Source organism: Geodermatophilus sp. Leaf369 (genome assembly GCF_001424455.1).
Lineage (GTDB): Bacteria > Actinomycetota > Actinomycetes > Mycobacteriales > Geodermatophilaceae > Klenkia.
This window is the reverse complement of sequence record NZ_LMQA01000002.1, coordinates 81,368-95,667: the sequence shown is the minus strand read 5'-3', so window position 1 is coordinate 95,667 and position 14,300 is coordinate 81,368. Positions and strand designations below refer to the sequence as shown.

Genomic DNA, 14,300 nt, shown 5'->3' with positions numbered 1-14,300 from the left:
TAGTGTCCTCCCTCGCCAGGGCAAGTGGCGGAATGGCAGACGCGCACGGTTCAGGTCCGTGTGTCCGAGAGGACGTGGGGGTTCAACTCCCCCCTTGCCCACCAGCACGAGAGCCCCCACCCGGGTCGGGTGGGGGCTCTCGTCGTCTCCGGGGGGTCAGACCGTGCGGCGCCGGGTGGTGACCGTGCGGGCCAGCAGGGCCACCCCCCACGGGCCCACCACCCACACCGGCCACGGGTAGAGCAGCTGACCGGTGCCGATCGTGGTGGCCAGGTACACCGTCCAGACGATCGCCGCGACGGTGATCCACCCGCGCCAGGCGTTGCGCAGGTCCACCGGGTCGTCGTCCGGGGCGTCCTGCGGGGCCGGCGGTGTCGGGCGGGCTGCGGGGAGGTCGGCGGTCAGCGCGGCCAGCTCGCCGTGGGTGCGGGCGGCGTAGGCGGCGGTCAGCCGCTCGTCGTACTCCTCGACCTGCAGGCGGCCCTCGTGCAGGGCGGTCCCGAGGACCTCGGCGACCGACGCGCGGTCGGCGTCGGCGGCACGCAGCTGGGGTTCGGACACGGTGACCTCCCTGGTGGGCATGGTCACGAGTCTTCGCCGCGCACCCCCTCCGGCACCACTGACGTCTGTCACCGATGTGCCCTGCCCGCCGTCACCGGGTAGCGAGCCCCCATGACCGATCGCGACACCGCCGCCCGGGTGCTCGAGCTGCACGGCACCGGCTACGCCGAGGAGGCCGGCATCCGGCTGGCCGACACCCCCGCCCCGCTGTTCCAGCTCCTGGTGCTCGCCGAGCTGCTGTCGGCCCGGATCTCCGCCGACATCGCCGTCGCCGCGACCCGGGAGCTGCTGGCCGCGGGGGAGACGACCCCGGCGCACACCCTGGAGGCGAGCTGGCAGGACCGGGTCGACGCGCTGGGCCGGGGCCACTACCGCCGCTACGACGAGCGCACCGCCCGCCAGCTCGGCGAGCTCGCCGGGCAGGTGCAGGAGCGGTGGCACGGCGACCTGCGCGGGCTCGCGGCCGAGGCCGACGGGGACGTCGACGCCGCGGCCGCCCTGCTCCAGGACTTCCCCGGCATCGGCCCGACCGGCGCCTCGGTGTTCCTGCGCGAGGTGCAGCAGGTGTGGCCGTGGGTGCGCCCGTACCTCGACGAGCGCGCCACCCGCGGTGCCGAGCGGGTCGGGCTGCCGACCGAGGCAGCCGCGCTGGCCGGTCTGGTGGACGGCGACGAGCTGGCCCGGTTCGCCGCCGCCCTCGTCCGGGTCTCCCTGCTGCCGGCCGCGGAGGACCCGTTGGCCTGAGCGTTCGCCGCGCGGGTCGGCCCGTGGTGAGCTGACCGCAGGCCACACCACCCCTGGGAGTCCGACCGTGCCGCTCGACCCGCACTTCCCCCCGTTCCTCGAGCGTCTGGTCGAGGGCGGCTGGACGCCCCTGGTGACCGGGGACGCCGTCGCCGACCGGGACCGCTACCGGCGGCTCTCGCTGGTCCGACGTGGCGACGGGTACCGGCCCGAGCCGGTCGCCGACGTCGAGGACCGCACGATCACCGGCCCCGGAGGCGACCTGGCGCTGCGGGTCTACCGCTCGGGGCTGGGCCGGGTGCAGGGCGGCGCGGCGCGGCCGGTCGTCGTCTGGCTGCACGGGGGTGGCTGGGCGGTCGGCGACCTCGACACCCACGACCCGGTCTGCCGGGCGGTGGCCAACCGGCTGGGCGCCACCGTCGTCGCGGTGGACTACCGGCTGGCCCCCGAGCACCCGCACCCCGCGCCGTTGGACGACTGCTACGCCGCCGTCGAGTGGGCCGCCCGCCGCTGGCCGACCGCGCCGCTGGTGGTGGGCGGCGACAGCGCCGGGGGCGGGCTGGCCGCCGGGGTCGCCATCCGGGCCCGGGACGCCGGCGGCCCGGTGCTGGCCGCCCAGCTGCTCGCCTACCCCGGCCTGGACCCCGCCCAGTCGATGCCCTCGGTGGAGGAGAACGGCAGCGGGCTCTTCCTCGAGCGCGGGGACATGCGCACCTTTTACGACTGGTACGTCCCCGGTGACCTGGCCACCGACCCGCTCGTGTCCCCGCTGGGCAGCGACCTGACCGGGCTGCCGCCGGCCGTCGTCGCCACCGCCGAGTTCGACCCGCTGCGCGACGAGGGCGACACCTACGCCGTCGAGCTCGCCGCCGCCGGCGTCCCCGTCGTCCACCTGCCCGGCCCCGGCCTGGTGCACGGCTACTTCGGGCTCACCGAGGTCGCCCCGGCCGCCGCGGTGCGCCGGGCGGAGGTGCTCGACGTCGTGGCCGACCTGCTGGGGACGCCGGGGGCCACCCCGGACGCCGAGCCGTGGCCGACCACCGAACCCCTCGGCGCCTGGCTGGAGCGCGGGGACGCCCGGGTCGCGGTCGACCTGCGCGGTGGCGGGCTGCGCCGGCTCGCCGTCGGCGACTGGGACGTCCTGGACGGCTACCCCACCGGCGTCGTCCCGAAGGGCCGGCGTGGCGGGCTGCTGCTGCCCTGGCCGAACCGGCTGCGCGACGGGCGCTGGAGCTGGGAGGGCGCCGACCTGCAGCTGGACACCGCCGGGCCGGGCGGGCACGCCATGCACGGCCTGCTGTCCTGGCAGCCCTTCGACGTGCTGTCCCGCACCCAGGACACCGTCACCGTCGGCACCGTGCTGGAGCCCCGCTCGGGCTACCCGTTCCGGCTGGCCGTCGCGCTGGACTACCGGCTGGACCCCGACCGGCTGTCGGTCACCGTCCGGGTGCGCAACGTGGGCACGCACGACGCCCCGTTCGGGGTCGGCATGCACCCCTACCTGCACGTGGGCGCCGAGGCCGACGGGGACATCGGGCTGGGCGTGCTCGACGTCCCCGCGCGCACGTCCCTGGACGTCGACGGCGGCCTGCCGACCGGGGGCCGCAGTCCGTTCGACGGCGCGGTCGGCCGGATCGCCGACACCGAGCTGGACATCCCGCTGACCGACCTGGTCCGCGACGACGACGGGTGGGCGCGGGTGCGGCTGTCGGGTCCGGCCGGGGCCCTGGAGCTAGCGGTGGACCAGCAGTGGCCGTGGCTGCAGGTGTACAGCGGCGACACCCTGCCCGAGGGGCAGCGCCGGCGCAGCCTGGCCGTGGAGCCGATGACCTGCCCGCCGAACGCGCTGGCCGACGACGCCGACCTCGTGGTGCTCCCCGCGGGTCAGTCGTGGGCGGGCACCTGGACGCTGATCTGGCGGCCCGCGTGAGGGTGCTCGAGATCTGGCGCTACCCGGTCAAGTCGCTGCAGGGCGAGCGGCTGACCCAGGCGGAGGTCGGGGTGGAGGGCATCGCCGGCGACCGCGGCTGGGCGCTGTTCGACAGGGCGACCGGCTTCGGGCTCACCGCCCGGCGGGTGCCCGACCTGCTGTTCGCCTCCGCCCGGCTGGTGGGCGACCGCCCCGAGGTGGTGCTGCCCGACGGCACGGTCACCGACGACGACGCCGTCCTCTCGTCCTGGGTCGGGCGCCCGGTGCAGCTGCGACCGGCCTCCTTCAGCGGCGAGCGGCACTACGAGAACCCGGCCGACCTGGAGACCGAGTCGCGCTGGGACCCCTTCGCCGGCGCGGACGGCGCGTTCCACGACAACGCCGGCGCCCGGGTCACTCTGCTGTCCACCGGCTCCACCCGGGACTGGGCACCCCGCCGGTTCCGGGCCAACGTGCTGCTGGACGGGTCGGGGGAGGACGCGCTGGTCGGCAGCCGGGTGCGGCTGGGCACCACGGTGCTCGACGTCGGGATGCACGTGGACCGCTGCGTGATGACCACCCGCCCGCAGCCCGGCGGGATCGGCCGGGACACCGGGGTGCTGAAGACCATCCACCGCGAGCACGACGGCACGCTGTCGGTCGGCGCGGTGCCCGTCACCCCGGGCCGGATCGCCGCCGGCGACGAGCTGCGGGGAGACTGACCCCCGTGCAGACCGTCGAGCTCCGCCCCGGTGAGGACGTCATCCGGCTGGGCCAGCTGCTGAAGCTGGTCGACGCCGTCCCCACCGGTGCGCAGGTGAAGGACGTGCTGACCAGCGGCGACGTGTCGGTCAACGGCGAGGCCGAGGAACGCCGGGGCCGTCAGCTCCGCAGCGGCGACGTCGTCACCGTCGAGGGCCTGGGCGACTTCCGCATCGCCTGACGAAGGACCCCGTCAGCGGGGCTGGCACACGGGGCACCACCAGACCTTGCGGGTGCCCATCTCGGCGACACGGATCTCGGTGCCGCAGCGCAGGCAGGGCTCGCCGTCCCGGCGGAAGACGTAGAACGCGTCGTCCCGGGAGACGTGGCCGTCGGTCTCCGGGCGGTCGGCCGGGTCGGTGGTGACCTCCTTCCCGCCCCGTTCCACGGCGGCCTGCATCACCCGGCGCATCTGCGTCCACATCGTCGTGAACTCGTCCTCGGTGACGTCGACCCCGGGGCGGTGCGGGTCGACCCCGGCCAGGAACGGCACCTCGGCCCGCCAGATGAGCCCCGCGCCGGCGGTCACGCCCTGGTCCAGGAGCAGCCCGCCGATCGGCTTCTTCGACTTCCGCACCTTGGCCCAGGCGACGTCGGGGTCGGCGTCCTCGCGCAGCGGGTCGGGGCCGAGCTTGGCGACCGCGCGGTCCACGCCCTCCTCGTCGACCAGCGTGCAGGTGATCGCCCCGCGCAGCTCGGCCGAGCGCTCCGCCGTCCCCCGCCCCGAGCGCAGCCGCAGCCGCACGTTGCTGGAGTCGGCGTTGACCACCGGGCGACCGGAGAGCTGCTGGTGGTCGTGGTCCCACCAGGTCCAGCCGCCGATCAGGCCCAGGTGCACGTGCAGGAACTGCGGGGAGTCGCCGGAGAACCGCAGGAACAGGTTCTTGCCGAAGGCCTCGGTGCTCCTGAGCGTGCGGCCGTCGAGCGCGGCGGCGCCCTCGGCGAAGCGGCCCTGCGGGCTGTCGGTGTGCACCACGTGGCCGCCCATCGCCTCGTCGAACCGACGGGCGTCGACGTGGATCATGTGTCCCTCGGGCATGCGCCCTGTCTACCCGGCGCGGTTCCACGTGGAACCGGGGCGGGCCCTGTGCCACGGTGGCCGCATGGCCGTGCGTCGTGTGCTGAGGGTCCCCGGCCGGTTCGACTCCGCGGCGATCGCGGCGGAGTTCGGCGTCCCCGACGCGTTCCCGGCCGAGGTGCTGGCCGAGGCCGACCGGGTGGCCGCGGACCCGCCCGGCGGTCGAGGCGACGACCGGTACGTCGACGCCGCCGACCTGCCGCTGGTCACCATCGACCCGCCCGGCGCGAAGGACCTGGACCAGGCCGTGCACCTGGCCCGGTCCGGCGCCGGCTACCGGGTGAGCTACGCGATCGCCGACGTCGGCGCCTTCGTGCCGCTGGGCAGCGCGATCGACGCCGAGGCCCGCCGCCGCGGCCAGACCCTCTACCTCCCCGACGGGCGGGTCCCGCTGCACCCGCCGCAGTTGTCCGAGGGCGCGGCCAGCCTGCTGCCCGACCAGCTCCGCCCGGCCGCGCTGTGGACCATCGACCTGGACGCCGACGGCGAGGTCACCGCGGTCGACCTGCACCGCGCCCGGGTGCGCAGCCGCGAGCAGCTGGACTACGCGACCGTCGGGACGCAGGTGCCGCCGTCGCTGGAGCTGCTGCCCGAGATCGGCCGGTTGCTGCAGGCCCGGGCCCGGGAGCGGGGCGCGATCGAGCTCGGCACGCCGTCCCAGGAGGTCGAGGCGCTGCCCGACGGCACGTGGCGGGTGGAGTTCCGCGGCCAGTCCGACGTCGAGGGCTGGAACGCGCAGATCTCGTTGCTCACCGGCCGGTGTGCGGCCCGGCTGGTGCTCGACGGGGGGATCGGGGTGCTCCGCACGCTGCCCCCGGCCGCCGAGCGGGACGTCGCCGCGCTGCGGCGGCTGGCCCCGGGTCTGGGGGTGACCTGGCCCGAGGGTGCCGGCCCCGGCGACGTGATCGCCACGCTGGACCCGGGCCGGCCCCAGCACGCCGCGTTCCTGGACGCCGCGGCGTCCCTGCTGCGCGGCGCGGCCTACACCGCGTTCGACGGCGAGCCGCCCGCGGAGCCCGGCCACGGCGGGGTCGGCGGCCCCTACGCCCACGTCACCGCCCCGCTGCGCCGGCTGGTCGACCGGTTCGGCACCGAGGTGTGCCTGGCGCTGGCGGCCGGCCGACGTCCGGGTGACGAGCTGCGCGCGGTCCTGCCCGAGCTGCCGGGCCTCATGGCGGCCTCGGACCGGCGGACCCGGGACGTCGAACGGGCCGTGGTGGACGCCACCGAGGCGACGCTGCTGGCCGGCCGGGTGGGCGAGGTGTTCGACGCGGTGGTGCTGGACTCCGACGGCAAGCGCTCCACCGTCGTGCTGCCCGACCTCGCCGTGCAGGCCCGCTGCGACGGCGCACTGACCCCCGGTGAGGTGGCGCGGGTGCGGCTCACCGCTGCCGACCCGGCCACCCGCACGGTGCGCTTCGAGGCCGCGTGAGCCCGGCCCGCCCCCGCAAGAAGGTTCCGGCCCCGGTGGCCGCGCCGTTCACCGACTACCGCGACGAGCCGATCGCCGTCGGGGACCGGGTCCGCATCGCCCCGACCCGCACCCGCCGGGGGGTGCCCGCCTACCTCGGCGGCGAGGTCGGCGTGATCGCCTCGCTGGGCCGCTCGAAGGTCACCGTCGTGCTCGACCGCTACCCCGACCGGCCCTGGGTGGTGCCCCCGGACGTGCTCGGCAAGGTGCGGCTGGGAGGCTCCCCGGCATGAGCACCCCGCACCTGGCCGCCCGGCTGCAGGGCTTCGGGACGACGGTCTTCGCCGAGATGAGCGCACTGGCCGTGGCCACCGGCTCGGTGAACCTGGGCCAGGGCTTCCCGGACACCCCCGGCCCGCCGGAGGTGCTCGACGTCGCCCGCGCCGCGATCGGCACCGGCCTGGACCAGTACCCGCCGGGCCCGGGCCTGCTGGTGCTGCGCGAGGCGATCGCCGCCCACGTGCAGCGCTTCCGGGGCCTCGCCTACGACGCCGACACCGAGGTGCTGGTCACCGCCGGGGCCACCGAGGCCCTGGCCGGGGCGATGCTGGGGCTGCTGGACCCCGGTGACGAGGTGGTCGTCTTCGAGCCGGTCTACGACAGCTACGCCGCCGGGATCGCGATGGCCGGGGGCGTCCTCGTGCCCGTCCCGCTCCGCCCGCCGGCGGTGGTCGACGGGGTCAGCACCGAGCCGTGGACCTTCGACGAGGCCGAGCTGCGCGCCGCGGTCGGCCCGCGCACGAGGCTGCTGCTGCTCAACACCCCGCACAACCCGACCGGCAAGGTGTTCGACCGCACCGAGCTGCAGCTGGTCGCCGACCTCGCGGTCGAGCACGACCTGGTCGTGGTCTGCGACGAGGTCTACGAGCACCTGGTCTTCGCCGGCAGCGAGCACGTCTCCCTGGCCACCCTGCCCGGGATGCGCGAGCGCACCCTGCTGGTCTCCAGCGGCGGCAAGACCTTCTCCACCACCGGTTGGAAGGTCGGCTGGGTGTGTGGCCCGGCCGAGCTCGTCACCTGCGTGCGGACGGCGAAGCAGTTCCTCACCTACGTCAACGCCGGCCCGTTCCAGCCGGCCATCGCCGCCGGGCTCGGGCTGCCCGACGCGTTCTTCACCGCGCTGGCCGCCGACCTCGAGGGCAAGCGGGACCTCCTGGTCGCCGGGCTCGCCGCGGCCGGCCTGCCGGTGGTGAGTCCGCAGGCCACCTACTTCGCCACCGTCCGGGTCCCCGGCGACGGGCTGGAGTTCTGCCGGGAGCTCCCGCACCGGGTGGGGGTGGTCGCCGTCCCCAGCTCGGCGTTCTACACCCGCGAGCACGCCGACCTGGGCCGGCACCTGGTCCGGTTCGCGTTCTGCAAGCGCGACGAGGTCCTCCTCGAGGCCAGCCGGAGGTTGACCGCATGAGGATCGCCGCCGTCCAGCACGACGTCGTCTGGGAGGACCGGGAGGCCAACCACGCCCGGCTCGCCCCGCAGGTCGCGCACGCCGTCGGGGCCGGGGCCGACCTGGTGCTGCTGAGCGAGACGTTCTCCACCGGGTTCTCCATGACCCCGGGCATCGGGGAGCCCGAGGGCGGCTCGTCGGCGCAGTGGCTGCAGGCGCAGGCCGCCGAGCACGGCGTGTGGGTCGGCGGCTCGTGCGCGGAGGTCGCCGAGGACGACCCGCGGCCGTTCAACTCCTTCGTCCTGGCCGGCCCGGACGGCGAGGTGCACCGCTACCGCAAGCTGCACCCGTTCACCTTCGCGGGCGAGCACGAGCGCTACCGGGCCGGTGCGGAGCCGGTCACCGTGACGGTCGGCGGCCTGCGGATCAGCCTGTTCGTCTGCTACGACCTGCGCTTCGCCGACGAGTTCTGGGCGCTGGCGCCGGACACCGACGTCTACCTGGTGCCGGCCAACTGGCCCGCCGCCCGCCGGCTGCACTGGCAGACGCTGCTGCAGGCCCGGGCGATCGAGAACCAGGCCTACGTGGTCGGCTGCAACCGCGTGGGGACGGCGGGCGACGGCACCGAGCACGTCGGGGACAGCCGGATCGTCAGCCCGCTGGGGGAGCTGCTGGCCACCGCCGCCGAGGGCGAGACGGTCCTGCTCGCCGACGTCGACGCCGCCGAGGTCGCCCGGGTGCGCGACCGGTTCCGGTTCATGGCCGACCGGCGGCCTCAGTCGTCGGCCTCGACCCCGAGCAACCGGACCTCCTCCACGTCCAGCTGAGCCATCACCCGGCGCATGACGACGTCGTCGATGGCGTGCTCGTCACGCAGCCGGACGACGGCCTCCCGCTTGTCGTGCAGCAGGGCCAGCCGCAGCTGCTGCTCCACGGCCAGCTCGTCGAGCACCCGGCGCTTGGCCGCCCGGTGGTCGGGGTCGGTCACCCGGCCGTCGGCCAGCACCTCCTCCAGGTGCTGCTGGCGCATCCGCGTCTCGTAGGCCTCCCGCACCCGGTCCACCACCGCCGGCGGGACGCCCAGCTCGGCCGCCCGGGCGTCCAGCGCCTCGGCGCCGGCCCGGGTCGCCTCCCGCTCGGCGAGCGACCGCTCCTCCTCCTCGGCCGGGTCCTGCTGCAGCCGGGAGAAGCGGATGACCGCCGGCAGCGTCAGCCCCTGCACGACCAGCAGGACGACGATGACCCCGAAGGTCACCAGCAGCACCAGGTCGCGGCCCTCCAGCGGCTCGCCCGACGCCGTCGTCGTCGGCACCGCGAGCGCCGCGGCCAGGGACACCGCGCCGCGGAACCCGGCCCACTGACCTGGCAGCCGGCCGCGGAACCCGACCCGGCGCAGGCGCTGCGCGGGGCGGCGGTCGAGCAGCCGGATCAGGTAGGGCGTGGTGTTGCCCCAGACCAGCCGGGTGCCGACGACGGTCAGCGCGATCCACAGGGTGGCGACCACTCCGGTCCACACCTCGTCGGCCGAGCGGTCCTGCACCACGGCGTGCAGCTCCAGCCCGACCAGCACGAACAGCGACCCGTTGAGCAGGAACGTGGTCAGCGTCCAGAACCCGGCCGACTGCACCCGGGTGCGCGCCGAGACCACCCGGGAGGCGATCTGGGTCAGGGTCAGCCCGCAGGTGACCACGGCGACGACCCCGGAGGCGTGCAGCAGCTCGGCCGGCAGGTAGGCCAGGAACGGGGTGAGCACGCTCATCACGTTCTCCAGCCGGGTGTCGTGCAGCCGGCGGCGCACCTCGACGACCAGGAACGCCAGCGCCAGGCCGACCGCGATGCCCCCGGCGTAGGAGCCGACCAGCCGCCAGGCCACCCCGAGCGGGCCGACGTCCAGCGTGCCCACCGCGACCCCGACGGCGACGCCGAAGACCACCAGCGCGGTGCCGTCGTTGACCAGGCTCTCCGCGCGCAGCATCGTGCGGGCCCGGCGGGGGAGCAGCGAGGCCACCGTGGCCACCGCGGTGGCGTCGGTCGGGGCCAGCACCGCACCGAGCACGAACGCCATCGGCCAGGACAGCCCGAGGGCGTGCGCGACGACGGCGACGGTGCCCGCCGTGGCCAGCACCAACCCGATGGACAGCAGCGTGATCGCTCGCAGGTTCGCCCGGATCTCCCGCAGCGAGATGGTCAGCGACTCCCAGTAGAGGAGTGCCGGGAGGAAGAGGAACAGCACGACGTCCGGCGGCATCTCCACCCCGCCGACCCCGGGCAGGAACCCGACGACGGTGCCCAGGGCGAGCAGCACCAGCGGCGGGGGCAGCCGCACCCGGCGGGCCAGCACCGAGCCGGCGAGCACCAGCACGCCGACGACGACGACCACCTCGAGTGCACGCACGACCGGTGATCCTCCCCCTCCGGACGCCCCTGGGACGAGAGTTCACCCAGACGCAACACCGATCAGGTGCAGGAGGGACGGTCGCGGGGCAGTGCAGGGGTGCCCGGGCGGCGGTGGCCAGCCCCGCCGCCCGGGGCTCCCGCTCAGCGGGGCGGCAGCGACAGCTCCGCGACGACGGCCCGGTGGTCGCTGCCGGCCACCCGGTGCACCCGCACCGCGCGCACCCCGACCCGGCGGTCGACCAGCACGTGGTCGATCACGAGCCGCGGGTGCGGCAGGCGCTGCGGCGTCCAGGTGGTGGTCAGCGCCTGCCCGGCCGCGCGGGCCGCGTCGACGTACCCGCGGGCGAGCAGCCGGCGGAACCCGGCGTGGTCGAGGGTGGCGTTGTAGTCCCCGGCCAGCACGCGCACGACGTCGGCGCCGGGAGCGGGCAGCGCCTCGAGGTCGGCCACCCACCCGGCGACGTCGGCGGGGGAGCCCGCCGGTGGCTGGCTGTGCACCGCCGTGAGGTCCACGCCGAGTGCGCCGGGCACCTCGATCACCGCCCGGGGCTGGTCGAACCGGCCCGGCACCGTGGTCCGGTCCGTCAGCGGCGTCCGGGAGAAGACGGCCCCGCCGGCGCCGGGCGGGTTGCCCGGCCGGGCGTGCACCACGTGGTCGTGCGGCAGCAGGTCGCCGATCCCCGCCGCCCGCAGACCCGCCTCGGCCTCGGGGGTGACCTCCTGCAGCGCCAGGGCGTCCAGCCGCTCCCGGCGGACGAGCGCCACCAGCCCGGCGGGGTCGGCCCGCCCGTGCAGCAGGTTGACCGTGCCCAGCCGGAAGGGCACCGCCCCCTCCGGGGTGGGTCGGGTGCCCCGTCGTCCGAGCACGGCGGTGGTCAGTGCGCCGGTCGCCACCCCGGCCAGCAGGGCCGCGGGCGCCGACCGGCGGGCCACCGCGAACCCCAGCGGCAGCACCGAGGTGAGCGCCGCGTAGGGCGTGAACGACAGGGCCGGCACCAGCGGGAAGCCCCGCTCGGTGCCGGTGGCGCGCAGCGTCGCCCACACCGCCCACGGGGTCGCGGCGGCCAGCGGGAGGAGGTCGCGCGGGGTCGAGGCCATCGACGGCCACGGTAGGCGGGCCCTCCCCAAGATCCACTCCGAGGTGTGCCGTTCACCTGGTTGCGGTAACAACTGCGCTGACCACCTCGTTCGGGCGTGGTCGGACGACCGAGCAGGAGTGGGTGCCCCGTGGCCAGCCAGCACACCGAGATCGAGCGGAAGTTCGACGTCGAGGAGACGTTCGCGCTGCCCGACCTCAGCGCGGTGCCCGGGGTCGCCTCGGTCGGCGCCCCCGTGGTGCACGAGCTCGCCGCGAGCTACTACGACACCAGCGACCTGCGCCTGGCGCACGCCAAGATCACCCTGCGTCGGCGCACCGGTGGCACCGACGCCGGGTGGCACGTGAAGCTGCCGGCCTCGGCCGGGGCGCGCCTGGAGCTGCAGTCCCCGCTGGGCCGGGCGCTCAAGGCCCCGCCGCGTGCGGTGCTGGCGCCGGTCGTCGGCATCGTGCGCCGGGCCATCCCCGCCCAGGTGGCCACGCTGCACACCCGCCGGACCGTGGTCACGCTGCTCGCCGAGGACGGCCGGGTGCTGGCCGAGGTCGCCGACGACCAGGTCACCGGCACCGCCCTGCCCGCCCGCGCCGGCGAGGCCGCCGTCGTCACCACCTGGCGTGAGGTCGAGGTCGAGCTCGTGGACGGCGACGAGGAGCTGCTCGGTGCCGTCGGCGCCGAGCTCGAGCTCTCCGGCGCCCGCCCCTCGGACTCCCCGGCCAAGCTCACCCGGGTGCTCGCCGACCGGCTCGCCCCGCCGCCCGCGCCTGCCGCCGACGACGCGGACACCGACGTCGACGAGGACGGCGCCGAGCCCCCGGCCAGCGAGGACGAGCCCGAGGACCTCCCGACGCCGGAGCCGGTGGACGAGGAGCCCCTGCCGGAGGGCAAGAAGGCCCGCGCCAAGGAGACCGCCCGCCGCGAGGCGGCCGCGAAGGCCGCGGCGAAGGCGGCGGAGAAGGCAGCGAAGGAGCACGCGAAGCGGGTCGCCGCCGAGGCGAAGGCCGCGAAGAAGGCCGCGAAGGCCCGGGCCGCGGCCGCCGCCGAGCAGGCCCGGCTGGACGCGATCCCCAAGGCCGGGGACGTCGTCGTCGACGCCCTGGCCGCCCAGCTCGCCGCACTGCAGCGGGCCGACGTGATGGTCCGCACCGACACCGCGGACGGCGTGCACCAGGTCCGGGTGGCCTGCCGCCGGCTGCGCAGCATCCTGGCCGCCTACCGGCCGGTGCTGGACCGGGAGCGCACCGACCCGGTCCGCGCCGAGCTGCAGTGGCTGGGCCAGGAGCTGTCGGGCACCCGGGACGCCGAGGTGAGCCTCGAGCACCTGCGGGCGCTGGTCGCCGCGCAGCCCCCCGAGCTGGTGCTCGGCCCGGTGGCCGCCCGGCTGCAGCAGGCCGAGCTGCAGGGCGAGACCGGCGGTGCCGACCGGGCCCTGCAGGTGCTGGGCACCGCCCGCTACCTCACCCTGCTGGACACCCTGTTCGACCTGGTCCAGCACCCGCCGCTCACCGAGCGCGCCGGCGAGCAGGCCGCCGACCTGGTCGCCGAGGTGCTGCGCCGCACGGTGAAGCGGCTGCGCGGCCACGTCGAGGACGCCGAGGTCGCCGAGCGCGGCGACGCCCCGCTCGGCTCGCCGCCCCAGCACCAGGACGAGTCCACCGGCACCGCCGAGACGCCCTACGAGCTGGCGCTGCACGAGGTGCGCAAGGCCGGCAAGCGGGTCCGGTACACCGCCGAGGTCGCGGCCCCCGTGCTGGGCGGGTCGGCGATGGGCGTGGTCGACGCGATGAAGCAGCTGCAGGACGTGCTGGGCGACCGGCAGGACACCGTGGTCACCCGGGAGCAGTGCCGTCAGCTGGGCATCGCCGCCTTCGGTGCCGGGGAGAACGCCTGGACCTACGGCCGGCTGCACGCCCTGGAGGAGGCCCGCGCCCAGCGCGCGGAGCACGACTTCTGGGCGCTGTGGCCCTCGCTGGCGCCGGTGCTCAACGCCGTCGGTGCGAAGAAGTAGGCGACCACCCCGGTGATCGACGGGCACCGGCTGGTCGACGCGCACGTGCACGCCGCCCGGCTGCCCACGCTCAAGCAGGCCTGGCACGACTGGGCGGCCCGATTCGGTGACGCCGAGGTGCTCGGCCGCGTCTACGACGAGGCAGGCTCCGTGCGCCCGGCCGAGCTGGACGCGCTGTTCGCCGAGCAGGGCGTCGACGTCGCGCTGCTGTTCACCGAGTACAGCCCCAAGGCCACCGGCATCCAGCCGGTGGAGGACGTGCTGCCGGTGGTCGAGCACGCCCCCGAGCGCTTCCGGCTGGTCGCCAACGTCAACCCGCACCTGCACTTCCCGCTCGGCGAGGAGGTCGAGCGCCAGCTGGACCTGGGTGCCGTGGCGGTGAAGCTGCACCCGGTGCACGCCGGGTTCGCCTGCAACGACCGCGCGCTCTACCCCGCCTACGAGGTCTGCCGGGCCCGCGGCGTGCCGGTGGTCGTGCACGTGGGCACCAGCTCGTTCCCCGGCTCGATGAACCGGTTCGCCGACCCGGTGCTGCTCGACGAGGTGGTGGGGGACTTCCCCACCATGGACGTCGTCCTCGCCCACGGCGGGCGCGGCTGGTGGTACGACGCGGCCGCCTTCATGGCGCTGGCCCGGCCGAACGTGTGGCTGGAGCTCTCCGGGCTGCCCCCGCACAAGCTGCGCGACTACTACGCCCGGCACGACTGGACCCGGCTCACCCGGCGGATGGTGTTCGGCACAGACTGGCCCGGCGTGCCCGGCACCGCGGCCAACGCCCGTGCGGTCGCCGCCCTCCTGCCCGACGACGAGACGGTCGGGCTGGTGCTCGGCGGGAACGCAGCGCGGGTCTTCGGCGTCTGACTGCTGATCCCCCTCTGACTGGAGTCCCGGC

General features: G+C 75.9%; 14 protein-coding genes and 1 tRNA gene. 11 read left to right on the top strand and 4 right to left on the bottom strand.

From position 1 onward, the window contains the following. Positions 1-18: 18 nt before the first annotated feature. A tRNA-Leu gene (locus ASG36_RS09275) sits at positions 19-104 on the top strand. A 52-nt stretch (positions 105-156) separates the two neighbouring features. Here ASG36_RS09275 and ASG36_RS09270 read toward each other — a convergent pair. Then, positions 157-561 (bottom strand): DUF1707 domain-containing protein, encoded by a 405-nt coding sequence (locus ASG36_RS09270; RefSeq protein WP_055764854.1) that lies wholly within the window; start codon positions 559-561, stop codon positions 157-159. Between the two features lie 111 nt (positions 562-672). On the opposite strand from ASG36_RS09270, the gene ASG36_RS09265 reads away from it, so the two are divergent. From ASG36_RS09265 to ASG36_RS09245, 4 genes are all read left to right on the top strand, one after another. Continuing rightward, complete coding sequence (locus ASG36_RS09265) at positions 673-1,305, top strand: hypothetical protein (RefSeq protein WP_055763042.1); 633 nt, start codon at positions 673-675, stop codon at positions 1,303-1,305. Between the two features lie 67 nt (positions 1,306-1,372). After that, the gene (locus ASG36_RS22305) at positions 1,373-3,235 is read left to right on the top strand and encodes an alpha/beta hydrolase fold domain-containing protein (RefSeq protein WP_200944419.1); all 1,863 of its coding nucleotides are present in this window, start codon (positions 1,373-1,375) and stop codon (positions 3,233-3,235) included. Beyond that, the gene (locus ASG36_RS09250; RefSeq protein ID WP_055764850.1) at positions 3,232-3,936 is read left to right on the top strand and encodes an MOSC domain-containing protein; all 705 of its coding nucleotides are present in this window, start codon (positions 3,232-3,234) and stop codon (positions 3,934-3,936) included. Before ASG36_RS22305 ends, ASG36_RS09250 begins: the two co-directional genes overlap by 4 nt. Positions 3,937-3,941: 5 nt before the next feature. Further along, a complete protein-coding gene (locus ASG36_RS09245; RefSeq protein WP_055763039.1) occupies positions 3,942-4,157 on the top strand; it encodes an RNA-binding S4 domain-containing protein in 216 nt (71 codons plus the stop codon). Positions 4,158-4,169: 12 nt separating this feature from the next. On the opposite strand, the gene ASG36_RS09240 is transcribed toward ASG36_RS09245, so the two are convergent. After that, positions 4,170-5,015, bottom strand: a complete 846-nt coding sequence (locus ASG36_RS09240) for an Fpg/Nei family DNA glycosylase (protein ID WP_055763036.1) — start codon at positions 5,013-5,015, stop codon at positions 4,170-4,172. Between the two features lie 64 nt (positions 5,016-5,079). On the opposite strand from ASG36_RS09240, the gene ASG36_RS09235 reads away from it, so the two are divergent. From ASG36_RS09235 to ASG36_RS09220, 4 genes are read left to right on the top strand one after another with little or no spacing between them, the layout of a single operon-like run. Further along, positions 5,080-6,486: an RNB domain-containing ribonuclease gene (locus ASG36_RS09235; RefSeq protein WP_055763033.1), complete on the top strand. Its 1,407-nt coding sequence runs from the start codon at positions 5,080-5,082 to the stop codon at positions 6,484-6,486. Further along, a complete protein-coding gene (locus tag ASG36_RS21895; RefSeq protein ID WP_157498746.1) occupies positions 6,483-6,758 on the top strand; it encodes a hypothetical protein in 276 nt (91 codons plus the stop codon). Before ASG36_RS09235 ends, ASG36_RS21895 begins: the two co-directional genes overlap by 4 nt. Next, a complete protein-coding gene (locus tag ASG36_RS09225) occupies positions 6,755-7,930 on the top strand; it encodes a pyridoxal phosphate-dependent aminotransferase (protein WP_055763027.1) in 1,176 nt (391 codons plus the stop codon). Before ASG36_RS21895 ends, ASG36_RS09225 begins: the two co-directional genes overlap by 4 nt. Further along, entirely contained in the window at positions 7,927-8,736 is an 810-nt protein-coding gene (locus ASG36_RS09220) for a carbon-nitrogen family hydrolase (RefSeq protein WP_055763024.1), read from the top strand. The genes ASG36_RS09225 and ASG36_RS09220 overlap by 4 nt, the downstream gene beginning before the upstream one ends. Here ASG36_RS09220 and ASG36_RS09215 read toward each other — a convergent pair. After that, positions 8,685-10,304 (bottom strand): Na+/H+ antiporter, encoded by a 1,620-nt coding sequence (locus ASG36_RS09215; protein WP_055763021.1) that lies wholly within the window; start codon positions 10,302-10,304, stop codon positions 8,685-8,687. The two genes, ASG36_RS09220 and ASG36_RS09215, sit on opposite strands and share 52 nt — an antisense overlap. 143 nt (positions 10,305-10,447) lie before the next feature. After that, on the bottom strand, positions 10,448-11,404 hold the full coding sequence (locus tag ASG36_RS09210) for an endonuclease/exonuclease/phosphatase family protein (RefSeq protein WP_055763018.1): 957 nt from the start codon (positions 11,402-11,404) through the stop codon (positions 10,448-10,450). Between the two features lie 129 nt (positions 11,405-11,533). Between ASG36_RS09210 and ASG36_RS09205 the strand changes: the two genes are divergently transcribed. Together ASG36_RS09205 and ASG36_RS09200 are read left to right on the top strand one after the other, a co-directional pair. Beyond that, positions 11,534-13,408 (top strand): CYTH and CHAD domain-containing protein, encoded by a 1,875-nt coding sequence (locus ASG36_RS09205; RefSeq protein WP_055763015.1) that lies wholly within the window; start codon positions 11,534-11,536, stop codon positions 13,406-13,408. 12 nt (positions 13,409-13,420) lie between these two features. Continuing rightward, complete coding sequence (locus tag ASG36_RS09200; protein ID WP_055763012.1) at positions 13,421-14,269, top strand: amidohydrolase family protein; 849 nt, start codon at positions 13,421-13,423, stop codon at positions 14,267-14,269. Positions 14,270-14,300 lie beyond the last annotated feature (31 nt).

What these genes read in the sequence shown, in the direction of transcription:
- ASG36_RS09265 (WP_055763042.1), top strand. Translation starts at nt 673, where the DNA reads ATGACCGATCGCGACACCGCCGCCCGGGTGCTCGAGCTGCACGGCACC.
- ASG36_RS09240 (WP_055763036.1), bottom strand. Translation starts at nt 5,015, where the DNA reads ATGCCCGAGGGACACATGATCCACGTCGACGCCCGTCGGTTCGACGAG.
- ASG36_RS09235 (WP_055763033.1), top strand. Translation starts at nt 5,080, where the DNA reads ATGGCCGTGCGTCGTGTGCTGAGGGTCCCCGGCCGGTTCGACTCCGCG.
- ASG36_RS09225 (WP_055763027.1), top strand. Translation starts at nt 6,755, where the DNA reads ATGAGCACCCCGCACCTGGCCGCCCGGCTGCAGGGCTTCGGGACGACG.
- ASG36_RS09220 (WP_055763024.1), top strand. Translation starts at nt 7,927, where the DNA reads ATGAGGATCGCCGCCGTCCAGCACGACGTCGTCTGGGAGGACCGGGAG.
- ASG36_RS09210 (WP_055763018.1), bottom strand. Translation starts at nt 11,404, where the DNA reads ATGGCCTCGACCCCGCGCGACCTCCTCCCGCTGGCCGCCGCGACCCCG.